This is a genomic window from Streptomyces sp. NBC_00637 (assembly GCF_045161545.1).
Classification (GTDB): Bacteria; Actinomycetota; Actinomycetes; order Streptomycetales; family Streptomycetaceae; genus Streptomyces.
In genome coordinates this window covers 5,102,532-5,124,511 of record NZ_CP109046.1, presented here as the reverse complement: position 1 = coordinate 5,124,511, position 21,980 = coordinate 5,102,532, and the positions used below count along the sequence as shown (strand labels likewise).

Here is a 21,980-nt window from a genome sequence, read left to right as displayed (position 1 = left end):
TGCGGTGAGCCTGGCGGGGGGAGTTCTCACAGCGGTCCCACTACCGGGCACGCTGCCCGTACGGGCGCTGCTGCCCGGCGGCAACGACGCGGCCGCGGCCGCCCTGCCCCGCTTCGCCGACCGGGCCGTGGCGGCACTGCTACGGGCGGGCGACGCAGCCGTGCAATCCCTGGCGGCCCGCTCGGACGACGAGCCGCCGATCACCGTCCCGCGCGACCCCGCGCGGGAGGCGGCCCGCCGCGAACTGTCCAAGGACCTGTACCACCAGAACGACCCCGGCCTCTTCCAGCGCGCCCTGGACACCCTCTGGGACTGGATCGGCGACCTGTTCGCCACCGCCTCGACCGCCACCCCGGGCGGCACGCTCGGCCTGGTGGTCGTGGTCCTGGCCCTGGCGGCCGTCGTGGCCGCCCTGTGGTGGCGCCTGGGCTCCCCGCGCCACCGGCCCACCTCTGCCTCCGCCCTCTTCGACGAGCGTCCCCGCAGCGCCGCCGAACACCGCGCGGCCGCCGAGGCACAGGCCGCCCAGGGCCACTGGAACCAGGCCGTCCAGGAACGCATGCGCGCCATCGTCCGCTCCCTCGAGGAACGCGCCCTCCTCGACGTCCGCCCCGGTCGCACGGCCGACGAGGCCGCCGCCGACGCCGGCCGCACCCTGCCCGCCCACACCGACCGGCTGCGCGCCGCCGCCCGCGACTTCGACGACGTGACATACGGCGGCCGCCGCGCCACCCGGCAGTCGTACGGCCGCATGGCCGACCTCGACCTCGACCTCGAACGCACCAAGCCCCGGCTGACGACGAGCAGCGCCCACCCCGCCGGCCGGGGAGCCGCCGAATGACGACCGAGGCCACGCTCCCCTCCACCTCGGCCTCGCCCACCGCCTTCGGGCTGTGGACCCGCGCGCGGGGCATCACACTCGCTCTCGTCCTGCTTCTGGCGGGAGCCGTCACGCTCGCCGCACTCCAGTCCGACGCCCGCCACGGCGCCCTCGACCCGCGCTCCGCCGACCCCTACGGCAGCCGCGCGACAGCCGAGCTCCTCGCCGCCCGCGGCGTGTCCACCCGCGTCGTCACCACCCTGGCCGAGGCCCGCAGCGCGGCGCGCCCCGACACCACCCTCCTGGTCGCCACCCCGGACCTCCTGGCGGAGCGTCAACAACAGCAACTCCACGCGGCGATCGCCGCATCGGGCGGCCGCACCATCCTCGTCGCCCCCAGCGGCTGGTCCGTGGGAAACCTCGCCCCCGGCGTGACCGCGGACCCCGCCACCAGCCGCGGCTCCGCGCTCTCCCCCGACTGCGAACTGCCCGCCGCCCGCCGCGCCGGCACCGCGGAGACCGGCGGCATCCGGTACTCCACCCGCCACCTCGACGCCGACACGTGCTACCCGAGCGAACGCCTGGCCACCCTGCTGCGCATCCCGGACACCTCCGGCGGCGGCGACACCGTGGTCCTCGGCGCGCCCGACATCCTCTACAACAACCGCCTCGACGAGCAGGGCAACGCCTCGCTCGCCCTCCAACTCCTCGGCTCCCGCAGCCATCTGGTCTGGTACCTCCCCTCGCTCTCCGACACCGCCGCCACCGACCCGGACGACGAAAAGGGCTTCTTCGACCTGCTCCCCTCCGGCTGGCTCTGGGGGACGCTCCAGCTGTTCGTCGCGGCAGCCCTCGCCGCCCTCTGGAGGGCGCGCCGGCTCGGCCCCCTGGTGCCCGAGAAACTCCCCGTGGCGATCCGTGCCTCCGAAACCGTCGAAGGCCGTGCCCGCCTCTACCGCAAAGCCGACGCCCGCGACCGCGCGGCCACCGCCCTTCGCTCCACCACCCGCACCCGCCTCGCCCCTCTCCTGGGCGTCCCCGTGACCCAGGCCCACGCGCCCGAGGCACTCGTCCCCGCCCTGTCCGCCCACCTCCACGGCGACGGACAGTCCCTGCACTCCCTCCTCTTCGGCCCACCCCCCGGCGACGACGCGGCCCTGGTCGCGCTCGCCGACCAACTCGACGCCCTCGAAAGAGAGGTACGCCGTCCATGATGGACCCGACCACTGACATCGCCGGGAACACCGGGGACCCGGGCCGCGCCCGCGCCTCCCTGGAGGCCCTGCGCGCCGAGATCTCCAAGGCCGTGGTCGGCCAGGACCCCGCAGTGACCGGACTGGTCGTCGCCCTCCTGTGCCGCGGACACGTCCTCCTCGAAGGGGTCCCCGGCGTGGCCAAGACGTTGCTCGTCCGCGCCCTCGCCTCGGCACTGGAACTCGACACCAAACGCGTCCAGTTCACCCCCGACCTCATGCCCAGCGACATCACCGGGTCGCTCGTCTACGACACCCGCACCGCCGAGTTCTCCTTCCAGCCCGGCCCGGTCTTCACCCACCTTCTCCTCGCCGACGAGATCAACCGCACCCCGCCGAAAACCCAGTCGTCCCTCCTCGAAGCCATGGAGGAACGCCAGGTCACCGTCGACGGCACCCCGCGCCCGCTGCCCGACCCGTTCCTGGTGGCGGCGACCCAGAACCCCGTCGAATACGAGGGCACCTACCCCCTCCCCGAAGCCCAGCTGGACCGCTTCCTCCTCAAACTGACGATCCCGCTCCCCACCCGCCGGGAGGAGATCGACGTCCTCACCCGCCACGCCGAAGGCTTCGACCCCCGCGACCTGCGCGCCGCCGGCATACGCCCCGTCGCCGGGCCCGCCGACCTCGAAGCGGCCCGCGCCGCCGTCGCCAAAACGACGATCTCCCCCGAGATCACGGCCTACGTCGTCGACATCTGCCGCGCCACCCGCGAGTCCCCGTCCCTCACCCTGGGCGTCTCCCCCCGCGGCGCGACCGCCCTCCTCGCCACCGCACGCGCGTGGGCCTGGCTCACCGGCCGCGACTACGTCATCCCCGACGACGTCAAGGCCCTCGCCCTCCCCACCCTCCGCCACCGCGTGCAGCTCCGCCCGGAAGCCGAGATGGAAGGCGTCACGGCCGACTCCGTCATCAACGCGATCCTCGCCCACGTCCCCGTACCCCGCTGATGGCGCTCACCGGACGCACCGCACTCCTCGCGGCCCTCGGCTCCCTCCCCGTCGGCATCTGGGACGCCGGCTGGACGGGCCTCCTCGCCGTCAACGCCCCCCTGGCCGTGGCCTGCGCCTGCGACTTCGCCCTGGCCGCCCCGGTACGCCGACTGGGCCTGACCCGTTCGGGTGACACCACCGCCCGCCTCGGCGACCCGGCGGACATCACCCTTACCCTCACCAACCCGACCCGCCGCCCCCTGCGCGCCCACCTCCGCGACGCTTGGCCCCCCAGCAGCTGGCAGCCGGGAACGGAGACGGCGGCATCCCGCCACCAGCTGACGGTCCCGCCCGGCGAACGCCGCCGCCTCACCACCCGCCTACGCCCCACCCGCCGCGGCGACCACCGGAGCGACCGCGTCACGATCCGCTCCTACGGCCCCCTCGGCCTGTTCTCCCGCCAAGGCACCCACAAGGTCCCCTGGACCGTACGCGTCCTCCCCCCGTTCACCAGCCGCAAGCACCTCCCGTCGAAACTGGCCCGCCTACGCGAACTGGACGGCCGCACCAGCGTCCTCACCCGCGGCGAGGGCACGGAGTTCGACAGCCTGCGCGAATACGTCCCCGGCGACGACACCCGCTCCATCGACTGGCGCGCCACGGCCCGCCACTCGTCGGTGGCGGTCCGCACCTGGCGCCCCGAGCGCGACCGCCACATCCTTCTCGTCCTCGACACCGGCCGCACCTCCGCAGGCCGTGTCGGCGACGCCCCACGCCTCGACGCCTCCATGGACGCGGCGCTCCTCCTCGCGGCGCTCGCATCCCGCGCCGGCGACCGCGTCGACCTCCTCGCCTACGACCGCCGGGTACGTGCCCTCGTCCAGGGCCGGACAGCACGCGACGTTCTCCCGTCCCTGGTCAACGCCATGGCCACCCTCGAACCCGAACTCATCGAAACGAACGCCCGTGGCCTCGCCGCCACCGTCCTGCGTACGGCCCCCCGACGCTCCCTCGTCGTCCTCATGACGACGCTGGACGCCGCCCCCGTCGAGGAGGGCCTCCTTCCCGTCCTCCCGCAGCTCACCCAGCGCCATACGGTCCTGGTGGCATCGGTCGCCGACCCTCACGTCGCCCACATGGCCACGTCCCGCGGCGACGCCGAAGCGGTCTACGAGGCAGCGGCAGCCGCCCAGGCCCAATCGGAACGCCACCGCACAGCCGACCAACTCCGCCGGCACGGCGTCACCGTCGTCGACACGACCCCCGACCAACTGGCCCCCGCACTCGCAGATGCCTACCTGGCACTAAAGGCAGCAGGACGCCTATAAAAAAAGGCGGGCTCTTTCGAAAAAGAGCCCGCTTCGACAATCACGCCCCCTGAACGCAGAAAACCCCCGCACCGTGAGGTGCGGGGTCTCCCGTAATATTTGTTCGGCGGTGTCCTACTCTCCCACAGGGTCCCCCCTGCAGTACCATCGGCGCTGTAAGGCTTAGCTTCCGGGTTCGGAATGTAACCGGGCGTTTCCCTCACGCTATGACCACCGAAACACTGTGAAACACATGCAGCCGCACCACACCGTGACCATGGCATGGGGCTGTTCGTGGTTTCAGAACCAACACAGTGGACGCGAGCAACTGAGGACAAGCCCTCGGCCTATTAGTACCAGTCAGCTTCACCCATTACTGGGCTTCCACATCCGGCCTATCAACCCAGTCGTCTACTGGGAGCCTTAACCCCTCAAGGGGGTGGGAATACTCATCTCGAAGCAGGCTTCCCGCTTAGATGCTTTCAGCGGTTATCCCTCCCGAACGTAGCCAACCAGCCATGCCCTTGGCAGAACAACTGGCACACCAGAGGTTCGTCCGTCCCGGTCCTCTCGTACTAGGGACAGCCCTTCTCAATATTCCTGCGCGCGCAGCGGATAGGGACCGAACTGTCTCACGACGTTCTAAACCCAGCTCGCGTACCGCTTTAATGGGCGAACAGCCCAACCCTTGGGACCGACTCCAGCCCCAGGATGCGACGAGCCGACATCGAGGTGCCAAACCATCCCGTCGATATGGACTCTTGGGGAAGATCAGCCTGTTATCCCCGGGGTACCTTTTATCCGTTGAGCGACGGCGCTTCCACAAGCCACCGCCGGATCACTAGTCCCGACTTTCGTCCCTGCTCGACCCGTCGGTCTCACAGTCAAGCTCCCTTGTGCACTTACACTCAACACCTGATTGCCAACCAGGCTGAGGGAACCTTTGGGCGCCTCCGTTACTCTTTAGGAGGCAACCGCCCCAGTTAAACTACCCATCAGACACTGTCCCTGATCCGGATCACGGACCCAGGTTAGACATCCAGCACGACCAGAGTGGTATTTCAACGACGACTCCACAACCACTGGCGTGGCCGCTTCAAAGTCTCCCACCTATCCTACACAAGCCGAACCGAACACCAATATCAAACTGTAGTAAAGGTCCCGGGGTCTTTCCGTCCTGCTGCGCGAAACGAGCATCTTTACTCGTAGTGCAATTTCACCGGGCCTATGGTTGAGACAGTCGAGAAGTCGTTACGCCATTCGTGCAGGTCGGAACTTACCCGACAAGGAATTTCGCTACCTTAGGATGGTTATAGTTACCACCGCCGTTTACTGGCGCTTAAGTTCTCAGCTTCGCCTAGTCGAAACTAGACTAACCGGTCCCCTTAACGTTCCAGCACCGGGCAGGCGTCAGTCCGTATACATCGCCTTACGGCTTCGCACGGACCTGTGTTTTTAGTAAACAGTCGCTTCTCGCTGGTCTCTGCGGCCACCCCCAGCTCGAGGAGCAAGTCCTCTCACCAGTGATGGCCCCCCTTCTCCCGAAGTTACGGGGGCATTTTGCCGAGTTCCTTAACCATAGTTCACCCGAACGCCTCGGTATTCTCTACCTGACCACCTGAGTCGGTTTAGGGTACGGGCCGCCATGAAACTCGCTAGAGGCTTTTCTCGACAGCATAGGATCATCCACTTCGCCACAATCGGCTCGGCATCAGGTCTCAGACTATGTGAACGGCGGATTTGCCTACCGTTCGTCCTACACCCTTACCCCGGGACAACCACCGCCCGGGATGGACTACCTTCCTGCGTCACCCCATCACTCACCTACTGCAAGTCTGGTTCGTCGGCTCCACCACTTTCCTTTCCCCGAAGGGTCCGGAACGGCTTCACGGACTTAGCATCGCCTGGTTCGATGTTTGACGCTTCACAGCGGGTACCGGAATATCAACCGGTTATCCATCGACTACGCCTGTCGGCCTCGCCTTAGGTCCCGACTTACCCTGGGCAGATCAGCTTGACCCAGGAACCCTTAGTCAATCGGCGCACACGTTTCTCACGTGTGTATCGCTACTCATGCCTGCATTCTCACTCGTGAACCGTCCACAACTCGCTTCCGCGGCTGCTTCACCCGGCACACGACGCTCCCCTACCCATCCATACAGGCGTTGGCCCTATTGTATGAATGACACGACTTCGGCGGTACGCTTGAGCCCCGCTACATTGTCGGCGCGGAATCACTAGACCAGTGAGCTATTACGCACTCTTTCAAGGGTGGCTGCTTCTAAGCCAACCTCCTGGTTGTCTGTGCGACTCCACATCCTTTCCCACTTAGCGTACGCTTAGGGGCCTTAGTCGATGCTCTGGGCTGTTTCCCTCTCGACCATGGAGCTTATCCCCCACAGTCTCACTGCCGCGCTCTCACTTACCGGCATTCGGAGTTTGGCTAAGGTCAGTAACCCGGTAGGGCCCATCGCCTATCCAGTGCTCTACCTCCGGCAAGAAACACACGACGCTGCACCTAAATGCATTTCGGGGAGAACCAGCTATCACGGAGTTTGATTGGCCTTTCACCCCTAACCACAGGTCATCCCCCAGGTTTTCAACCCTGGTGGGTTCGGTCCTCCACGAAGTCTTACCTCCGCTTCAACCTGCCCATGGCTAGATCACTCCGCTTCGGGTCTTGAGCGTGCTACTGAAACGCCCTATTCGGACTCGCTTTCGCTACGGCTGCCCCACTCGGGTTAACCTCGCAACACACCGCAAACTCGCAGGCTCATTCTTCAAAAGGCACGCAGTCACGAGACGAAGAGCAAGCTCTCCGTCCGACGCTCCCACGGCTTGTAGGCACACGGTTTCAGGTACTATTTCACTCCGCTCCCGCGGTACTTTTCACCATTCCCTCACGGTACTATCCGCTATCGGTCACCAGGGAATATTTAGGCTTAGCGGGTGGTCCCGCCAGATTCACACGGGATTTCTCGGGCCCCGTGCTACTTGGGTGTCTCTCAAACGAGCCGTTGATGTTTCGACTACGGGGGTCTTACCCTCTACGCCGGACCTTTCGCATGTCCTTCGCCTACATCAACGGTTTCTGACTCGTCTCACAGCCGGCAGACTGTGAAAGAGAGATCCCACAACCCCGCACACGCAACCCCTGCCGGGTCTCACACGTATACGGTTTGGCCTCATCCGGTTTCGCTCGCCACTACTCCCGGAATCACGGTTGTTTTCTCTTCCTGCGGGTACTGAGATGTTTCACTTCCCCGCGTTCCCTCCACACTGCCTATGTGTTCAGCAGCGGGTGACAGCCCATGACGACTGCCGGGTTTCCCCATTCGGAAACCCCCGGATCAAAGCCTGGTTGACGACTCCCCGGGGACTATCGTGGCCTCCCACGTCCTTCATCGGTTCCTGGTGCCAAGGCATCCACCGTGCGCCCTTAAAAACTTGGCCACAGATGCTCGCGTCCACTGTGCAGTTCTCAAACAACGACCAGCCACCCATCACCCCGCCACACTCGGCGAGTTCACTGGGGCCGGCACTGAAGGCAGCCATACGGCCATACCCTCAGATACCCAACAGCGTGCCCGGCCGGCTCCCGCCCGAAGATCATGCTTTCCACGCTCTCACGAGCTGTACTTGCAAGCCTCCGACCCAGAATCCGGCCGAATAATCAACGTTCCACCCATGAGCAACCAGCATCGGACGTACGCCGATGTACTGGCCTCTGACCTCACCCCGAAGGGATCGGTGAGAAGTGCTCCTTAGAAAGGAGGTGATCCAGCCGCACCTTCCGGTACGGCTACCTTGTTACGACTTCGTCCCAATCGCCAGTCCCACCTTCGACAGCTCCCTCCCACAAGGGGTTGGGCCACCGGCTTCGGGTGTTACCGACTTTCGTGACGTGACGGGCGGTGTGTACAAGGCCCGGGAACGTATTCACCGCAGCAATGCTGATCTGCGATTACTAGCAACTCCGACTTCATGGGGTCGAGTTGCAGACCCCAATCCGAACTGAGACCGGCTTTTTGAGATTCGCTCCACCTCACGGTTTCGCAGCTCTTTGTACCGGCCATTGTAGCACGTGTGCAGCCCAAGACATAAGGGGCATGATGACTTGACGTCGTCCCCACCTTCCTCCGAGTTGACCCCGGCAGTCTCCTGTGAGTCCCCATCACCCCGAAGGGCATGCTGGCAACACAGAACAAGGGTTGCGCTCGTTGCGGGACTTAACCCAACATCTCACGACACGAGCTGACGACAGCCATGCACCACCTGTACACCGACCACAAGGGGGCGACCATCTCTGGCCGTTTCCGGTGTATGTCAAGCCTTGGTAAGGTTCTTCGCGTTGCGTCGAATTAAGCCACATGCTCCGCTGCTTGTGCGGGCCCCCGTCAATTCCTTTGAGTTTTAGCCTTGCGGCCGTACTCCCCAGGCGGGGAACTTAATGCGTTAGCTGCGGCACCGACGACGTGGAATGTCGCCAACACCTAGTTCCCACCGTTTACGGCGTGGACTACCAGGGTATCTAATCCTGTTCGCTCCCCACGCTTTCGCTCCTCAGCGTCAGTAATGGCCCAGAGATCCGCCTTCGCCACCGGTGTTCCTCCTGATATCTGCGCATTTCACCGCTACACCAGGAATTCCGATCTCCCCTACCACACTCTAGTCTGCCCGTATCGAATGCAGACCCGGGGTTAAGCCCCGGGCTTTCACATCCGACGTGACAGACCGCCTACGAGCTCTTTACGCCCAATAATTCCGGACAACGCTTGCGCCCTACGTATTACCGCGGCTGCTGGCACGTAGTTAGCCGGCGCTTCTTCTGCAGGTACCGTCACTTTCGCTTCTTCCCTGCTGAAAGAGGTTTACAACCCGAAGGCCGTCATCCCTCACGCGGCGTCGCTGCATCAGGCTTTCGCCCATTGTGCAATATTCCCCACTGCTGCCTCCCGTAGGAGTCTGGGCCGTGTCTCAGTCCCAGTGTGGCCGGTCGCCCTCTCAGGCCGGCTACCCGTCGTCGCCTTGGTGAGCCATTACCTCACCAACAAGCTGATAGGCCGCGGGCTCATCCTTCACCGCCGGAGCTTTTAACCTCCACCCATGCGAGTGGAAGTGTTATCCGGTATTAGACCCCGTTTCCAGGGCTTGTCCCAGAGTGAAGGGCAGATTGCCCACGTGTTACTCACCCGTTCGCCACTAATCCCCACCGAAATGGTTCATCGTTCGACTTGCATGTGTTAAGCACGCCGCCAGCGTTCGTCCTGAGCCAGGATCAAACTCTCCGTGAATGTTTTCCCGTAATCGGGACGACACCACGAGAGCGGAACAGCCAGGCGGAATAAGCCCGGCCGTTCACAGCGTCCTCGCTGTGTTTTGTTTCAAAGGAACCTCATCCTCGGCTATCACTGCCGGGGACGGGGTATCAACATATCTGGCGTTGATTTTTGGCACGCTGTTGAGTTCTCAAGGAACGGACGCTTCCTTTGTACTCACCCGAGATACTCTCTCAGGCTTTCCTCCGGGCGCTTCCCTTCGGTCTTGCGTTTCCGACTCTATCAGATCTTTTCTCGACCCGATTTCCTCGGTGCTTTCCAGGTTCCCGCTTTTGTTTCGCGGTTTCCTTTCCGGCGGTTCCGACTTTATCAGAAGTTTCGGGCCGGTCTGACCGGCCATTCATTTTCCGACTTATCGGGGGTGCCTCTGCGGAATCATGGATTCACGAGGCTGACAGATACTAACCGCTGCCGACCGGACGCTGTCCAGTTCCAGGCAACTGTTCGAATCTACCTCCCCACGCGCTCCGTGTCAACGGCTTTTGTGGGGCGAGGAGGAGACTAGCAGCCCGGCGGGGCCGTCCGCACATCAGGCGGCCGTCGGCACCTCGGCGCTGCGCTCGGCAGCCTCGACGTCGCCCGTTTCCCCGGCCCGGGCAGCTCTGCCGCCCACGACGTAGACGTACGCGAGGAAGGCCAGTTCGGCCACGATGCCGATGGTGATGCGGGCCCACGTCGGTAGGCCCGACGGGGTGACGAAGCCTTCGATGGCGCCGGAGACGAAGAGGACCAGGGCGAGACCGATCGCCATGCCGACCGCGGCTCTGCCTTCTTCCGCGAGGGCGGTGCGCCGGGTGCGCGGGCCCGGGTCGATGACCGTCCAGCCCAGCCGGAGCCCGGTGCCGGCCGCGACGAAGACGGCGGTCAGTTCGAGCAGGCCATGCGGGAGGACGAGGCCCAAGAAGGTGTCGAGTCGGCCGGCCGAGGCCATGAGGCCGGCGCCGATACCGAGGTTGAGCATGTTCTGGAAGAGGATCCAGATGACCGGCAGGCCCAGGAAGACACCCAGGACCAGGCACATCGCGGCGGCCTGGGCGTTGTTCGTCCAGACCTGCGCGGCGAACGCGGCGGCCTGGTGGCTCGAGTAGTACGTCTCGTACAGGCCGCCGGGGCGGGTGAGCTCACGCAGTTCGTCGGGAGCCGCTATGGAGGCTTGGACCTCCGGGTGGGTGCCGATCCACCAGCCCAGTAGGACGGCGACGGCGGTGGAGAGGAGCGCGGTGGGCACCCACCAGTGGCGCGACCGGTAGACGGCGGCGGGAAAGCCCTCGGTGAGGAAGCGCGTCACGTCACGCCATGAGGCGCGACGGGTTCCTGTCACCGCGCTACGCGCGCGTGCCACGAGTTGGGTGAGCCGACCGGTGAGCTGTGGGTCGGGGGCGCTGGACTGGATCAGGGACAGGTGGGTCGCGGTCCGCTGGTAGAGGGTGACGAGTTCGTCGGTCTCGGCGCCGGTCAGGCCGCGCCGGCGGCGCAGGAGCGCGTCGAGACGGTCCCATTCGGCTCGGTGGGCGGAGACGAAGACGTCGAGGTCCATCGGTGTGCCTGCTCCTCGGCTGTTCGTCGGCGGCCGGTGATGGATGTCAGCTTGTCCTACTGCGGCGCGATGTGCCCTCAGCTTGGCAGACTGGCCGTTCTCGGGGCGGGCCAGGGAAGGGACGACGGGCGTGAGCGAGTTGGTGACGGGTGAGGCCGTGGCGTTGGAGCTGCGGCCTGCCAGGGTGCCCAGCCGGGCGTTGGCCACGCTGTTGGACCTCACCGTGGCCTTCGTGGTCTACGTCGTCGTGAGCATCGCGCTGGTGGCGGCGACTGCCTCGCTGGACGAGGCGGCGCAGATCGCGCTGTCGATCGCGTCGTTCCTGCTGGTGCTGGTGGGCGGGCCGATCGCGGTGGAGACGCTCAGCCACGGCCGGTCGCTCGGGAAGATGGCGTGCGGGTTGCGGGTGGTGCGGGACGACGGAGGGCCGATCCGGTTCCGGCACGCGCTGGTGCGGGGCGCCCTCGGCGTGGTGGAGATTCTGCTGACGATCGGCGTGGTGGCCTGTATCGCGTCGCTCGTGTCGGCGCGGGGGCGGCGGCTCGGGGACGTCTTCGCCGGGACGCTGGTCGTGCGGGAGCGTGTGCCCGCGGCGCGGTCCGGTTTCGTACCGCCGCCTCCGCCGTGGCTGGCGGGCCGATTCCAGGCGCTCGATCTCTCGTCGGTGCCGGACGGGCTGTGGCTGGCGGTCCGGCAGTACCTGGGGCGGATGAACCAGCTGGATCCGCAGGTCGGCCGGGCGATGGCGGAGCGGCTGGCCGGTGATCTCGCCGAGCGCACGGGGACCCCCGTGCCGCAAGGGGTGCCGGCGGCCGCGTATCTGGCCGGGGTCTTGCAGGAGCGGCAGGTCCGGGAGGCGCGGCGGGCCTTCGGGAACGGTCCGGTGGCGGGGTGGCCCGCGGGTGGCGGTGCGCCCGGGATGCATGGTCCGCCGACGCCGTACGGGTCTCCTACGCCGTACGGGCCGCCGACGGCATATGGGCCGCCGGCTCCGTACGGGCCGCCTGTGCCGTACGCACCGGCCTATGCGCCGCCTATGTCCTATGCGCCGCCGGTCGCGTACGGGTCCGCTGCGGCGGCTGATGGGATTCCGTCGGCGGACGGGGGGCGGGCCGCGGTGCCGGTGGAGGAGGCGCCTGCCGATCCGTCCCAGGGGCCGGCTACCGGGTTCGCGCCGCCGGCGTAGTCCCGGTCGGCGTGGTCCCGGCCGGGGTGGTCTCAGTCGAAGGTCGACGGGGGTGTTTCGAGCTCTTCGAGTTCGATGCCGGGGGCGGCCAGGACGACGTCCCCGGCGATGTGCACCAGGTGTTGTTCCCCGGTGTCCAGGGCTGTGACCTGGTATTCGTCCACGGTCAGGGGGCCGTTGTCAGTGGTGTGTGCTTCTCTTCCGAGCAAGGCCCAGGACTGGTCCACGGTGCGCGGGGCGAGGACCGGATCGGTGAAGGCCACGAGGCGTACCCGGGTTGCCGAGGAGGACGCGGTGGCGGTGAGGCGGAGGAGTCGGCTGGTGGCGATGAGAAACGCGGGGGATGTGCCGGTGAAGGCGTGGGCGGGGACGTTGCCCTCCGTGGCCTGAGTGCCGGTGGGGTCGGTGCGGACCCAGGTGACGCCGTCGAGGGCCCCGCCACGTACCTGCCAGCCGCCGGCGTGGAGTTCGAGGCGGAGGGGGCGGCCGAGGTCGTCGAGGGTGAGGTCGACGGAGCCGGTGTGTTCGCCGGTGGGGGTGGTCAGTTGAGAGACGTAACGCCAGCCGGAGGGGCCGGGGGCGCAGTGGAAGTGCTCGTGTGCGAGAGGGGTGTGATCGTGCGGATCGTGGAGCGAATATCGGCCGCGGGGCATGGGGGTCCTGGGGTGTGACGGGCCGGCCTGGTCCGTCTCGACGGGCCGGCCGGGTGGGCTGACGGCCGGGCCGGCCGTGGGCCGAAAGGGCAGGCCCCCGGCACGGGGGTGCGGGGGCCTGCCTCGGAGGACCTACCTGGTGCCGGGAAGCGCGTCGGTGCACGGACGCGCTCCCGGCGGATCGAGCTGCGGGCTCAGTAGCGGTAGTGGTCCGACTTGTAGGGGCCCTCGACCTCGACACCGATGTACGAGGCCTGCTCGGGGCGGAGCGTCGTGAGCTTCACGCCGAGTGCGTCCAGGTGGAGGCGGGCGACCTTCTCGTCGAGGTGCTTGGGCAGCACGTAGACGTCGGTCGGGTACTCGTCGGGCTTGGTGAACAGCTCGATCTGGGCCAGCGTCTGGTCCGCGAAGGAGTTGGACATCACGAACGACGGGTGGCCGGTGGCGTTGCCCAGGTTCAGCAGGCGGCCCTCCGACAGCACGATGAGGACCTTGCCGTCGGGGAACTTCCAGGTGTGGACCTGCGGCTTGACCTCGTCCTTGACGATGCCGGGGATCTTCGCGAGGCCGGCCATGTCGATCTCGTTGTCGAAGTGACCGATGTTGCCCACGATGGCCTGGTGCTTCATCTTGGCCATGTCGGCGGCCATGATGATGTCCTTGTTGCCGGTCGTGGTGACGAAGATGTCGGCCTTGTCGACGACCTCGTCGAGCGTGGTGACCTGATAGCCGTCCATGGCCGCCTGGAGCGCGCAGATCGGGTCGATCTCCGTGACGATCACCCGGGCGCCCTGGCCGCGCAGCGACTCCGCGCAGCCCTTGCCCACGTCGCCGTAGCCGAAGACGACCGCGGTCTTGCCGCCGATGAGGACGTCGGTGGCGCGGTTGATGCCGTCGATCAGGGAGTGCCGGCAGCCGTACTTGTTGTCGAACTTCGACTTGGTGACCGCGTCGTTGACGTTGATGGCCGGGAACAGCAGGGTGCCGTCCCGGTGCATCTCGTACAGACGGTGGACGCCCGTGGTGGTCTCCTCGGTCACGCCGCGGATCTCCGAGGCGAGCTGGGTCCACTTCTGCGAGCCGTCGGTGATGGTGCGGTTGAGGAGTTCGAGGACGACGCGGTGCTCGTCGCTCTCCGCCGTGTCGACGGGGGGAACCTTGCCGTCCTTCTCGTACTCCACGCCCTTGTGCACCAGGAGGGTGGCGTCACCGCCGTCGTCCAGGATCATGTTCGGGCCGCCGGTGGGGGTGTTCGGCCAGGTCAGCGCCTGCTCCGTGCACCACCAGTACTCCTCCAGCGTCTCGCCCTTCCAGGCGAAGACCGGGACGCCCTGCGGGTTCTCGGGGGTGCCGTTCGGGCCGACCGCGATCGCGGCCGCCGCGTGGTCCTGGGTGGAGAAGATGTTGCAGGAGGCCCAGCGGACCTCGGCGCCCAGGGCGACCAGGGTCTCGATGAGGACGGCCGTCTGCACCGTCATGTGCAGGGAACCGGTGACACGCGCGCCGGCCAGGGGCTGAGCCTCGGCGTATTCGTTGCGGATCGCCATCAGGCCCGGCATCTCGTGCTCGGCCAGGGTGATCTCCTTGCGGCCGAAAGCGGCCAGGGAGAGATCGGCGACCTTGAAGTCCTGTCGGTTGTCGACAGTCGTCATGGTGAGCTGCTCCTCGGATCGGGTCAGGAGGGGGTACGGCTGTCTGCGCGGCGGCGGACACAGGGGTGCCCGAAGAAGGGCACAGGCATGCCCGCGTGCGCGCAGCGCAGTCCGTCGGAGGCCCTCTCTCCCTCGGACGGTCCGCACAGGGACCGCCCGACCGCCATCAGCAGCGACGTCTGGCTCCGTTCCAAGCTACACCGGAGTGGCGGGGCGGCCCCAGTCCATCTCCGATCAGATCGCGCCGATCACGTTCGGTGAGGAAGGCGGGGGTTGGAACGGGGACAGGGCCCGGCCGGGGGTGGGCGGGCCCTGTCGGGTGGGGCGGGTGTCGGTCAGTGCTCGGCCGGGTGTTGGCTGGGGCCGCCCGGGGTCGCCTCGGGGTCGGCGCCCTTCGCGGCCTCGGTCTCGCTGTAGATGTCGGGCTCGAGGTAGATGACGCGGGCGATGGGGACCGCGGCGCGGATGCGGGCCTCGGCGGCGTTGATGGCGGTGGCGACCTGGGCGGCCGTGTCGTCGTGCTGTACGGCGATCTTGGCGGCGACCAGGAGTTCCTCGGGGCCGAGGTGGAGGGTGCGCATGTGGATGACGCGGGTGACGGTGTCGCCGTCGACGACCGCGGCCTCGATCTTTCGGACGTCATCGCCGGTGGCGGCCTCGCCGAGCAGGAGGGACTTGGTCTCGGCGGCCAGGACGAGGGCGATCAGGATGAGCAGGACACCGATGCAGAGCGTGCCGATGCCGTCCCAGACGCCGTCGTCGGTGAGCAGTGCCAGGCCGACGCCGCCGAGAGCGAGGACCAGGCCGACGAGTGCGCCGAAGTCCTCGAGGAGGACGACCGGGAGCTCGGGGGCCTTGGCGCGGCGGATGAACTCCTTCCAGGAGTGGCCGCCCCGCAGGGGGTTGGACTCCTTGATGGCCGTGCGGAAGGAGAAGCTCTCGGCGATGATCGCGAAGACGAGGACGCCGACGGGCCAGTACCAGTGCTCGATCTCGTGCGGGTGCTTGATCTTCTCGTAGCCCTCGTAGATGGCGAACATGCCGCCGACCGAGAAGAGGACGATGGAGACGAGGAAGGCGTAGATGTAGCGCTCGCGGCCGTAGCCGAAGGGGTGTTGCGGGGTGGCCTCGCGCTGGGCCTTCTTGCCGCCGATGAGGAGCAGGGCCTGGTTGCCGGAGTCGGCGAGCGAGTGCACGCCTTCGGCGAGCATCGACGACGAGCCGCTGAACGCGAACGCCACGAACTTCGATGCCGCGATCGCGAGATTGGCCCCGAGTGCCGCCACGATCGCCTTGGTGCCGCCTGACGCGCTCATGTTTTCGCGTTGTCCCTTCGCCTACGTGCGTACGCCGTGCAGGGCGGGGCCGTCGTCGGCTTTGCCCGTCCTTTGCCGGGGGGCCATTCTTGCAGCCCTGTCGGGCAGCGATGTGTCAGGTCGTCACGACCGGGGTCACACGACGACCGTGGCCCGGAAGACCGTACCCGTCCCGGTCACTTCGGCCTTGTGCCCCGCGGGGACGAAGACAGACGTGCCGGGCGTCAGGGTGTGCTCGCCCGCTCGGACGGTGCCCGCGGTGCAGAGGAGGATCTGCGGGGTGGGGAGGGTGAGGTCGTGGGCGGGGGCTCCCGGCGGGAGGACGTAACGCGACAGGCGGAACTCGTCGATGGGGGTGTCGTAGACCTCTTCGCCGTCCGGGGCGGCTTCGGGGCGCAGGACGCCGGGGTCCGCGGACTCGAAGCGGACGATGCGCAGGAGTTCGGGGACGTCGACGTGCTTGGGGGTGAGGCCGCAGCGCAGGACGTTGTCGGAGTTGGCCATGATCTCGACGCCGAGGCCGTCGAGGTAGGCGTGCGGGATGCCGGCACCGAGGAACAGGGCCTCGCCGGGCTGGAGTCGGACGTGGTTGAGCAGCATCGCGGCGATGACGCCGGGGTCGCCGGGGTAGTGGTGGGCGATGCCGGCGTAGGGGGCGTAGTCGCCGCCGAGGCGGTCGCAGGCGGCCGCCGCCTGGGCGACGGTGTGGGCCATCTCCTCGCGGTCGGCGGTGAGGATCGCGGTGAGGACCTCGCGCAGGGCGGCTTCCTCCGGCTGGGCGTGCAGGAGGTCGACGTACGGCTTGAGGGAGTCGACGCCGAGGCCTTCCAGGAGGTCGGCCGCGTGTGAGGCGGCGCGGAAGCCGCACAGGCCGTCGAACTCGGTGAGGGCGCAGATGAGTTCGGGCTTGTGGTTGGCGTCCTTGTAGTTGCGGTGCGGTGCGTCGACGGGGATGCCGCGGCGCTCCTCGTCCTCGTATCCCTCCTTGGCCTGTGCCAGGTCGGGGTGGACCTGGAGGGAGAGGGGGGCGCCGGCGGCGAGGATCTTGAGGAGGAAGGGGAGGCGGGGGCCGAACTTCTCGACCGTCGCCGCGCCGAGTTCCTGTCGTGGGTCGGCCTCGATGATCTCGACGAGGGTGCCTCGGTCGGTGCGTGAGGGTGCGCCCGGGTGGGCGCCCATCCACATCTCGGCCTGCGGTTCGCCGGTCGGCTCGGTGCCGAGCAGGCGCGGGATCGCGGTGGGGGAACCCCAGGCGTAGGGGCGGACGGTGTTGTCGAGGCGGTCCATGCGGTTCTCTCTGCCTGCCGGTCTGCCGGTCGTCGGTCTTGCCGTCTGTCGGTCTGCTGCCGTCTGCGCTTGTCGTCAGCCGTCCGGGTCCCCGTCCCCGTCGGGGTCCACCGTCCGGTGTCTGCCGTCCGTTGTCTCCGGGGACGAGGGGGTCGGGTCAGGTTCCTGAGGCGAGTGCCAGGTAGACGGCGGCGAAATCCGTGGTGGCGATCAGTTCGGCGAGGGTGACGAGTTCGTCGCCGGCTTCGGGCTCGAGTTCGCTGATCGGCGTGTCGTGGCTGAGGACCAGTTCGCGGGCGCCCGGGGCGGCGGTGAGGCCGCCGATCGGACGGTCGCGCAGCAGCACCACGCGCGCGTGCAGTGCGGGCGTTTCCTCGACGCGGTCGCGGAAGAAGTCGTCCGGGTCGGCGCCGGCGGCGAGGGGGCCGGCGAGGAGCGCGTTGTGTTCGGCGAGGGCTTCGGGGAGTTCGGCCACGAGGGCGGGGCGGCCCGCGAGTTCGGCGAGGGCGGCGGCGAAGCGGCGGCCCGCGGGGCCGGCCGAGGTGCCTTCGGTCCAGATCACCGGCAGGGCGTCGGCGAGTTCGGCGGCCAGGGTCTTCGCCGGGTTGCTGTAGGTCGCGACGGCGGGGCCGCAGCGTTCGGCGACCTGGTCGAGGCGGTCGGCGACCCGTTCGATCTCCTCGGGCGGCGCGGAGATCAGCGCGATGCGGTCGAGGAGGGCGAGGAGCGGGGTGAGCAGGGCCCAGAGGACGCCGGGTGCGGAGGCCGCGACCGGGGGCTGCTCGTCCTCTTCGTACGGTGCGGTCGCGAGCGGTACGAAGAGTCCGTGGACGGCTCCGGCCGCTTCGGCGAGCGGGGAGTCGGCGGGGGCCACGGCGGCGACCGTGCAGCCGCGGCGGTAGGCCTGTTCGGCGAGGAGGGAGAGGCCGGGCTCGCTGCCGTCCGGGGTGGCGATGAGGAGGAGGTCCACGGAGCCCGCCCAGCCGGGGAGTTCCCAGCGCAGGGCGCCCGCGGCGGGGGCGACGCCGGTGGGTGCCAGGCGGATGACGGGGCAGGCGGCGCCGGCCAGCGTGCCGAGGAGGTCGGCGACGCAGATGGCGGCGGCGCCGGGGCCCGCGATGAGGATCGCGCGGGGGCGGCCGTCCGGTTGGAGGTTGTGGACGCCGGCTTCGGCCGCGTGCCGGGCGGCGGTGCGGACGCGGGCGCCGGCTTCGGCCGCGCCGCGCAGAAGGGCCCGGTGATCCGCCTCGGCCAAGGCCTCCGGCGTGTCGAGCAGCGAGTCGTCGAGCATGTCGGCAGTCTCCGATCGCCTGGGGCGTCGTCGTTTGCGGGGCCGGGGACGGGATGTGGCGGGGATGCCGGCCGGGTGGGGGCCGGGCGCCGTGCACGGCCGGGCACCGGGTGCTCGGGCCTTCACGGTGGCGGGCCGGGGCGGCGCGGGTGCGGCCGCGGGGCGCGCTGTTACGCGGGGCGGCGGGCCTCGTCGACGAGGAGGACGGGGATGCCGTCGCGGACGGGGTAGGCGAGGCCGCAGTCCTGGCCCGTGCAGATCAGCTCCGTGTCCTGCTCCTTGAGGGGGGAGTGGCAGGCGGGGCAGGCGAGGATCTCCAGGAGGCCGGCTTCGAGCGGCATGGGGTGTCCCTTCGGGGTGTACGGATGTGCCTGGTCAGGGTACCGCTGGTGGGGTTGGGGCGTGGGGGTTGGGCGGGACCGGATGAGGTGGGAGGGGGCGCGCGTCGGACGGGGTCGGCGGTCGGCCCGACGCGCTGCTCGCCGTGAACCCCGGCGCGGCTTTTCAGGCCCGGATGATGGTCAGGGCCTCGTCGCGGATATTGGCCATCGTCGGTTCGTCGCGGGCTTCCGCGTTGAGGCGGAGGAGGGGCTCCGTGTTGGAGGGCCGGACGTTGAACCACCAGTCGGTGGAGGTGACGGTCAGGCCGTCGAGTTCGTCGAGGGTGACGTCCTCGCGGTCGCCGTAGGCCGCCTTGATCGCGGCGATGCGGCCTGCCTGGTCGGCGACGGTGGAGTTGATCTCGCCGGAGCCGGTGTAGCGGTCGTACTCCGCGACCAGCGAGGAGAGCGGGCCCTCCTGGCCGCCGAGGGCCGCGAGGACGTGGAGGGCGGCCAGCATGCCGGTGTCGGCGTTCCAGAAGTCCTTGAAGTAGTAGTGCGCGGAGTGCTCGCCGCCGAAGATCGCGCCGGAGCGGGCCATCTCCGCCTTGATGAAGGAGTGGCCGACGCGGGTGCGGACGGGGGTGCCGCCGTGCTCCTTCACGACCTCCGGGACGCTCCAGGAGGTGATCAGGTTGTGGATGATCGTGCCCTTGCCGCCGTTGCGCGCGAGCTCGCGTGCGGCCACCAGGGCGGTGATCGCGGACGGGGGGACCGGCTCGCCCCGCTCGTCGACGACGAAGCAGCGGTCGGCGTCGCCGTCGAAGGCGAGGCCGAGGTCGGCGGACTCCTCGCGGACGCGCTTCTGGAGGTCCACGAGGTTCGCCGGGTCCAGAGGGTTGGCCTCGTGGTGGGGGAAGGTGCCGTCCAGTTCGAAGTACATCGGGACGAGTGTCAGGGGCAGGCCGTCGAAGACCGTGGGGACGGTGTGGCCGCCCATGCCGTTGCCCGCGTCGACCACGACCTTCAGGGGGCGGACGGAACTCAGGTCGACGAGTGCGCGCAGGTGGGCCGCGTAGTCCTGCAACGTGTCGGCCGTGGTGACGGTTCCCGGGGTCGGAGCCGGCGCGGGGGCACCCGAGTCCATCCAGCGTTCCACCAGTTCCCGGATCTCGGTCAGGCCCGTGTCCTGGCCGACCGGGGCGGCGCCCGCGCGGCACAGCTTGATGCCGTTGTACCGGGCCGGGTTGTGCGAGGCCGTGAACATGGCGCCGGGCAGGTGGAGTGCGCCCGAGGCGTAGTACAGCTGGTCCGTCGAGCAGAGGCCGATCTCGGTGACGTGTACGCCGAGGGCCGCCGCCCCGCGTGCGAAGGCGGCGGTCAGGGCGGGCGAGGAAGCGCGCATGTCGTGGCCGACGACGATCGCGTCGGCGCCGGTCACCCGGGCGAAGGCCGCCCCGAACAGCTCGGCCAGCGACTCGTCCCACTGGTCCGGGACCACTCCGCGTACGTCGTACGCCTTCACGAGCTGTGACAGATCAGCAGCCACGGCCAACCCTTCTGAAGTCTGTAGGTCACCACAAACTACCCGGGCCTGTTCACGGCCCGCGGTGGGGTGCCGAGTGGACCCACAGTCGTAACCGTGCCGCCGTTTTGCGCCGTCGTCCGAGGTGGGGGCCGGGGAGGGAGGCCACGGTGACGCGCGCCGCCTCAACTCGTGCACCGTCGCGGCCCATTCCCGGGCGGGAGGGCTCGTCGAAGGTTCTGGCGGTCCGGACGGGGGCGGACGGTCGTGTCCGGGAGAGGGGTGTCTCTACGGGCGTGCGGTGCGTCGGCCGGTTCGTGCGGACGAGCGGGGTGAGCCGGCTCAGTTGTCCGGGGAGCGCAGCACCCGCAGGTGGCCGCGGCGCGCGACCTCCATCGGGTCGACCGTACGTCCGCCGCCGGCCCCGGCAACGCGGCCCTGCGGGCGGGCCGCCTCGCGGACGGCGTTGGCGAGCGCTTCCAGGTCGTCACCACTGGGGCGCGCGGGAGCCGAACCGTCGAGGAGGCGGACGACCTCCCAGCCACGCGGGGCGGTGAGGCGCTCGGAATGCTCGGCGCACAGGTCGTAGCAGTGGGGTTCGGCGTAGGTGGCGAGCGGGCCGAGGACCGCGGTCGAGTCGGCGTAGACGTACGTCAGCGTCGCGACGGCGGGTCGGCCGCAGGCAGTTCGCGAACAGCGACGTACAGGGCTCACGACGTTGGACGGTACCGCACTCTTGAGCGGGCCGCGACGACTCTCCACCAGGTCACTCCACCGTGTCGGGTTGTGAAACGCCCCACGCGCCTCTCCAGTCATACCCCGCTGACCTGCGCGAACACCAGCCCCTCGGCGCAGGAAGACTTCGGCTCGCGGTCACCACTCGACACAAACGGCATCAATTGCGATGAGTTCGCCGGTCCCGGAGAGATACGGAATCGAGCCCAACCTTGGCCGGAATGGTCATCTCCCGACATGCGGTGCGCGCCGGCCGGTGGCGGTCGGGTCGCCGTGTGTGGGGCCGGGCGCCGGGTCACGGCGGGGACTACGCTTCAGTAGTGATGGACAGCCCCGTACCGCCCCCCGCCGCAGGCCCCGGACCCCGTCGTCGCGACCGCCACGGCCGGGGCATGCGGGGGCCGATCGCGCCGCCCCAGGTCCCGCTGGCGGCCAGCCGCGCCCATGTGTTCGCGGATCTCGTGCAGGACTCCGTGGAACGGCTGGAGCGGCGGTGGCCGCAGCTCGCCGACATCGATTTCATGGTGCTGGAGGTGCCGCGTCTGGACGCGGCGCCGGAGCCGTGGAACGACGAGGCGGTGCCGCTGGGCGGGGCGATTCCCGCGCGCGAGGGGCGGCGGGCCCGGGTCGTCGTCTACCGGCGGCCGGTCGAGATCCGCACCAAGGGGCGCGACGAGCGGGCCGCGTTGGTGCACGAGGTCGTCGTGGAGCAGGTGGCGGAGTTGCTGGGGCAGACCCCGGAGACGGTGGATCCGCGCTACGGCGAGGACTGAGTCCCCGGTTCCCCGCACCCCTCTCGCGCGCCCCGTCCCCCGCGCCCCACTGCT

General features: G+C 68.5%; 15 protein-coding genes and 3 rRNA genes. 6 read left to right on the top strand and 12 right to left on the bottom strand.

Annotated elements, in window-relative coordinates; genetic code table 11:
• Positions 1-4 precede the first annotated feature (4 nt).
• The 4 genes from OG440_RS22510 to OG440_RS22495 are packed head-to-tail and all read left to right on the top strand — an operon-like array spanning position 5 to position 4,333.
• The gene (locus tag OG440_RS22510; protein ID WP_406008596.1) at positions 5-841 is read left to right on the top strand and encodes a DUF4129 domain-containing protein; all 837 of its coding nucleotides are present in this window, start codon (positions 5-7) and stop codon (positions 839-841) included.
• Positions 838-2,034 (top strand): DUF4350 domain-containing protein, encoded by a 1,197-nt coding sequence (locus tag OG440_RS22505; RefSeq protein WP_406008595.1) that lies wholly within the window; start codon positions 838-840, stop codon positions 2,032-2,034. The genes OG440_RS22510 and OG440_RS22505 overlap by 4 nt, the downstream gene beginning before the upstream one ends.
• Entirely contained in the window at positions 2,034-3,023 is a 990-nt protein-coding gene (locus tag OG440_RS22500) for an AAA family ATPase (protein ID WP_406008594.1), read from the top strand. Before OG440_RS22505 ends, OG440_RS22500 begins: the two co-directional genes overlap by 1 nt.
• Positions 3,023-4,333: a DUF58 domain-containing protein gene (locus OG440_RS22495; protein WP_406008593.1), complete on the top strand. Its 1,311-nt coding sequence runs from the start codon at positions 3,023-3,025 to the stop codon at positions 4,331-4,333. The genes OG440_RS22500 and OG440_RS22495 overlap by 1 nt, the downstream gene beginning before the upstream one ends.
• A gap of 101 nt (positions 4,334-4,434) precedes the next feature.
• Here OG440_RS22495 and rrf read toward each other — a convergent pair.
• The 4 genes from rrf to OG440_RS22475 form a co-directional block, all read right to left on the bottom strand.
• A 5S ribosomal RNA gene (rrf, locus tag OG440_RS22490) occupies positions 4,435-4,551 on the bottom strand.
• Positions 4,552-4,642: 91 nt separating this feature from the next.
• A 23S ribosomal RNA gene (locus tag OG440_RS22485) occupies positions 4,643-7,765 on the bottom strand.
• Between the two features lie 315 nt (positions 7,766-8,080).
• Positions 8,081-9,606, bottom strand: a 16S ribosomal RNA gene (locus OG440_RS22480).
• The 16S, 23S and 5S rRNA genes sit together here, the layout of an rRNA operon.
• 574 nt (positions 9,607-10,180) lie before the next feature.
• Positions 10,181-11,188, bottom strand: a complete 1,008-nt coding sequence (locus OG440_RS22475; RefSeq protein WP_406008592.1) for a stage II sporulation protein M — start codon at positions 11,186-11,188, stop codon at positions 10,181-10,183.
• Positions 11,189-11,318: 130 nt separating this feature from the next.
• On the opposite strand from OG440_RS22475, the gene OG440_RS22470 reads away from it, so the two are divergent.
• On the top strand, positions 11,319-12,374 hold the full coding sequence (locus OG440_RS22470; RefSeq protein ID WP_406008591.1) for an RDD family protein: 1,056 nt from the start codon (positions 11,319-11,321) through the stop codon (positions 12,372-12,374).
• 32 nt (positions 12,375-12,406) lie between these two features.
• Here the strand turns inward: OG440_RS22470 and OG440_RS22465 are convergent, their stop codons facing one another.
• The 8 genes from OG440_RS22465 to OG440_RS22430 form a co-directional block, all read right to left on the bottom strand.
• Positions 12,407-13,027, bottom strand: a complete 621-nt coding sequence (locus tag OG440_RS22465) for a hypothetical protein (protein ID WP_406008590.1) — start codon at positions 13,025-13,027, stop codon at positions 12,407-12,409.
• Positions 13,028-13,221: 194 nt separating this feature from the next.
• Positions 13,222-14,679 (bottom strand): adenosylhomocysteinase, encoded by a 1,458-nt coding sequence (gene ahcY, locus OG440_RS22460; protein ID WP_406008589.1) that lies wholly within the window; start codon positions 14,677-14,679, stop codon positions 13,222-13,224.
• 335 nt (positions 14,680-15,014) lie between these two features.
• Positions 15,015-15,995 carry a cation diffusion facilitator family transporter gene (locus OG440_RS22455; protein ID WP_406008588.1) on the bottom strand — a complete coding sequence of 327 codons (981 nt, stop codon included), beginning with the start codon at positions 15,993-15,995 and terminating at the stop codon, positions 15,015-15,017.
• A gap of 135 nt (positions 15,996-16,130) precedes the next feature.
• Positions 16,131-17,282 (bottom strand): mannose-6-phosphate isomerase, class I, encoded by a 1,152-nt coding sequence (gene manA, locus OG440_RS22450; RefSeq protein ID WP_406008587.1) that lies wholly within the window; start codon positions 17,280-17,282, stop codon positions 16,131-16,133.
• 157 nt (positions 17,283-17,439) lie between these two features.
• Positions 17,440-18,573 (bottom strand): SIS domain-containing protein, encoded by a 1,134-nt coding sequence (locus OG440_RS22445; RefSeq protein WP_406008586.1) that lies wholly within the window; start codon positions 18,571-18,573, stop codon positions 17,440-17,442.
• A gap of 170 nt (positions 18,574-18,743) precedes the next feature.
• Positions 18,744-18,914 carry a Trm112 family protein gene (locus tag OG440_RS22440; RefSeq protein ID WP_079057723.1) on the bottom strand — a complete coding sequence of 57 codons (171 nt, stop codon included), beginning with the start codon at positions 18,912-18,914 and terminating at the stop codon, positions 18,744-18,746.
• A 163-nt stretch (positions 18,915-19,077) separates the two neighbouring features.
• On the bottom strand, positions 19,078-20,442 hold the full coding sequence (locus OG440_RS22435) for a phosphomannomutase/phosphoglucomutase (protein WP_406008585.1): 1,365 nt from the start codon (positions 20,440-20,442) through the stop codon (positions 19,078-19,080).
• 318 nt (positions 20,443-20,760) lie between these two features.
• Positions 20,761-21,180 (bottom strand): DUF3499 domain-containing protein, encoded by a 420-nt coding sequence (locus OG440_RS22430; protein WP_406008584.1) that lies wholly within the window; start codon positions 21,178-21,180, stop codon positions 20,761-20,763.
• 365 nt (positions 21,181-21,545) lie between these two features.
• Here OG440_RS22430 and OG440_RS22425 point away from each other — a divergent pair, with 365 nt between their 5' ends.
• Positions 21,546-21,926: a metallopeptidase family protein gene (locus OG440_RS22425; protein ID WP_406008583.1), complete on the top strand. Its 381-nt coding sequence runs from the start codon at positions 21,546-21,548 to the stop codon at positions 21,924-21,926.
• Positions 21,927-21,980 lie beyond the last annotated feature (54 nt).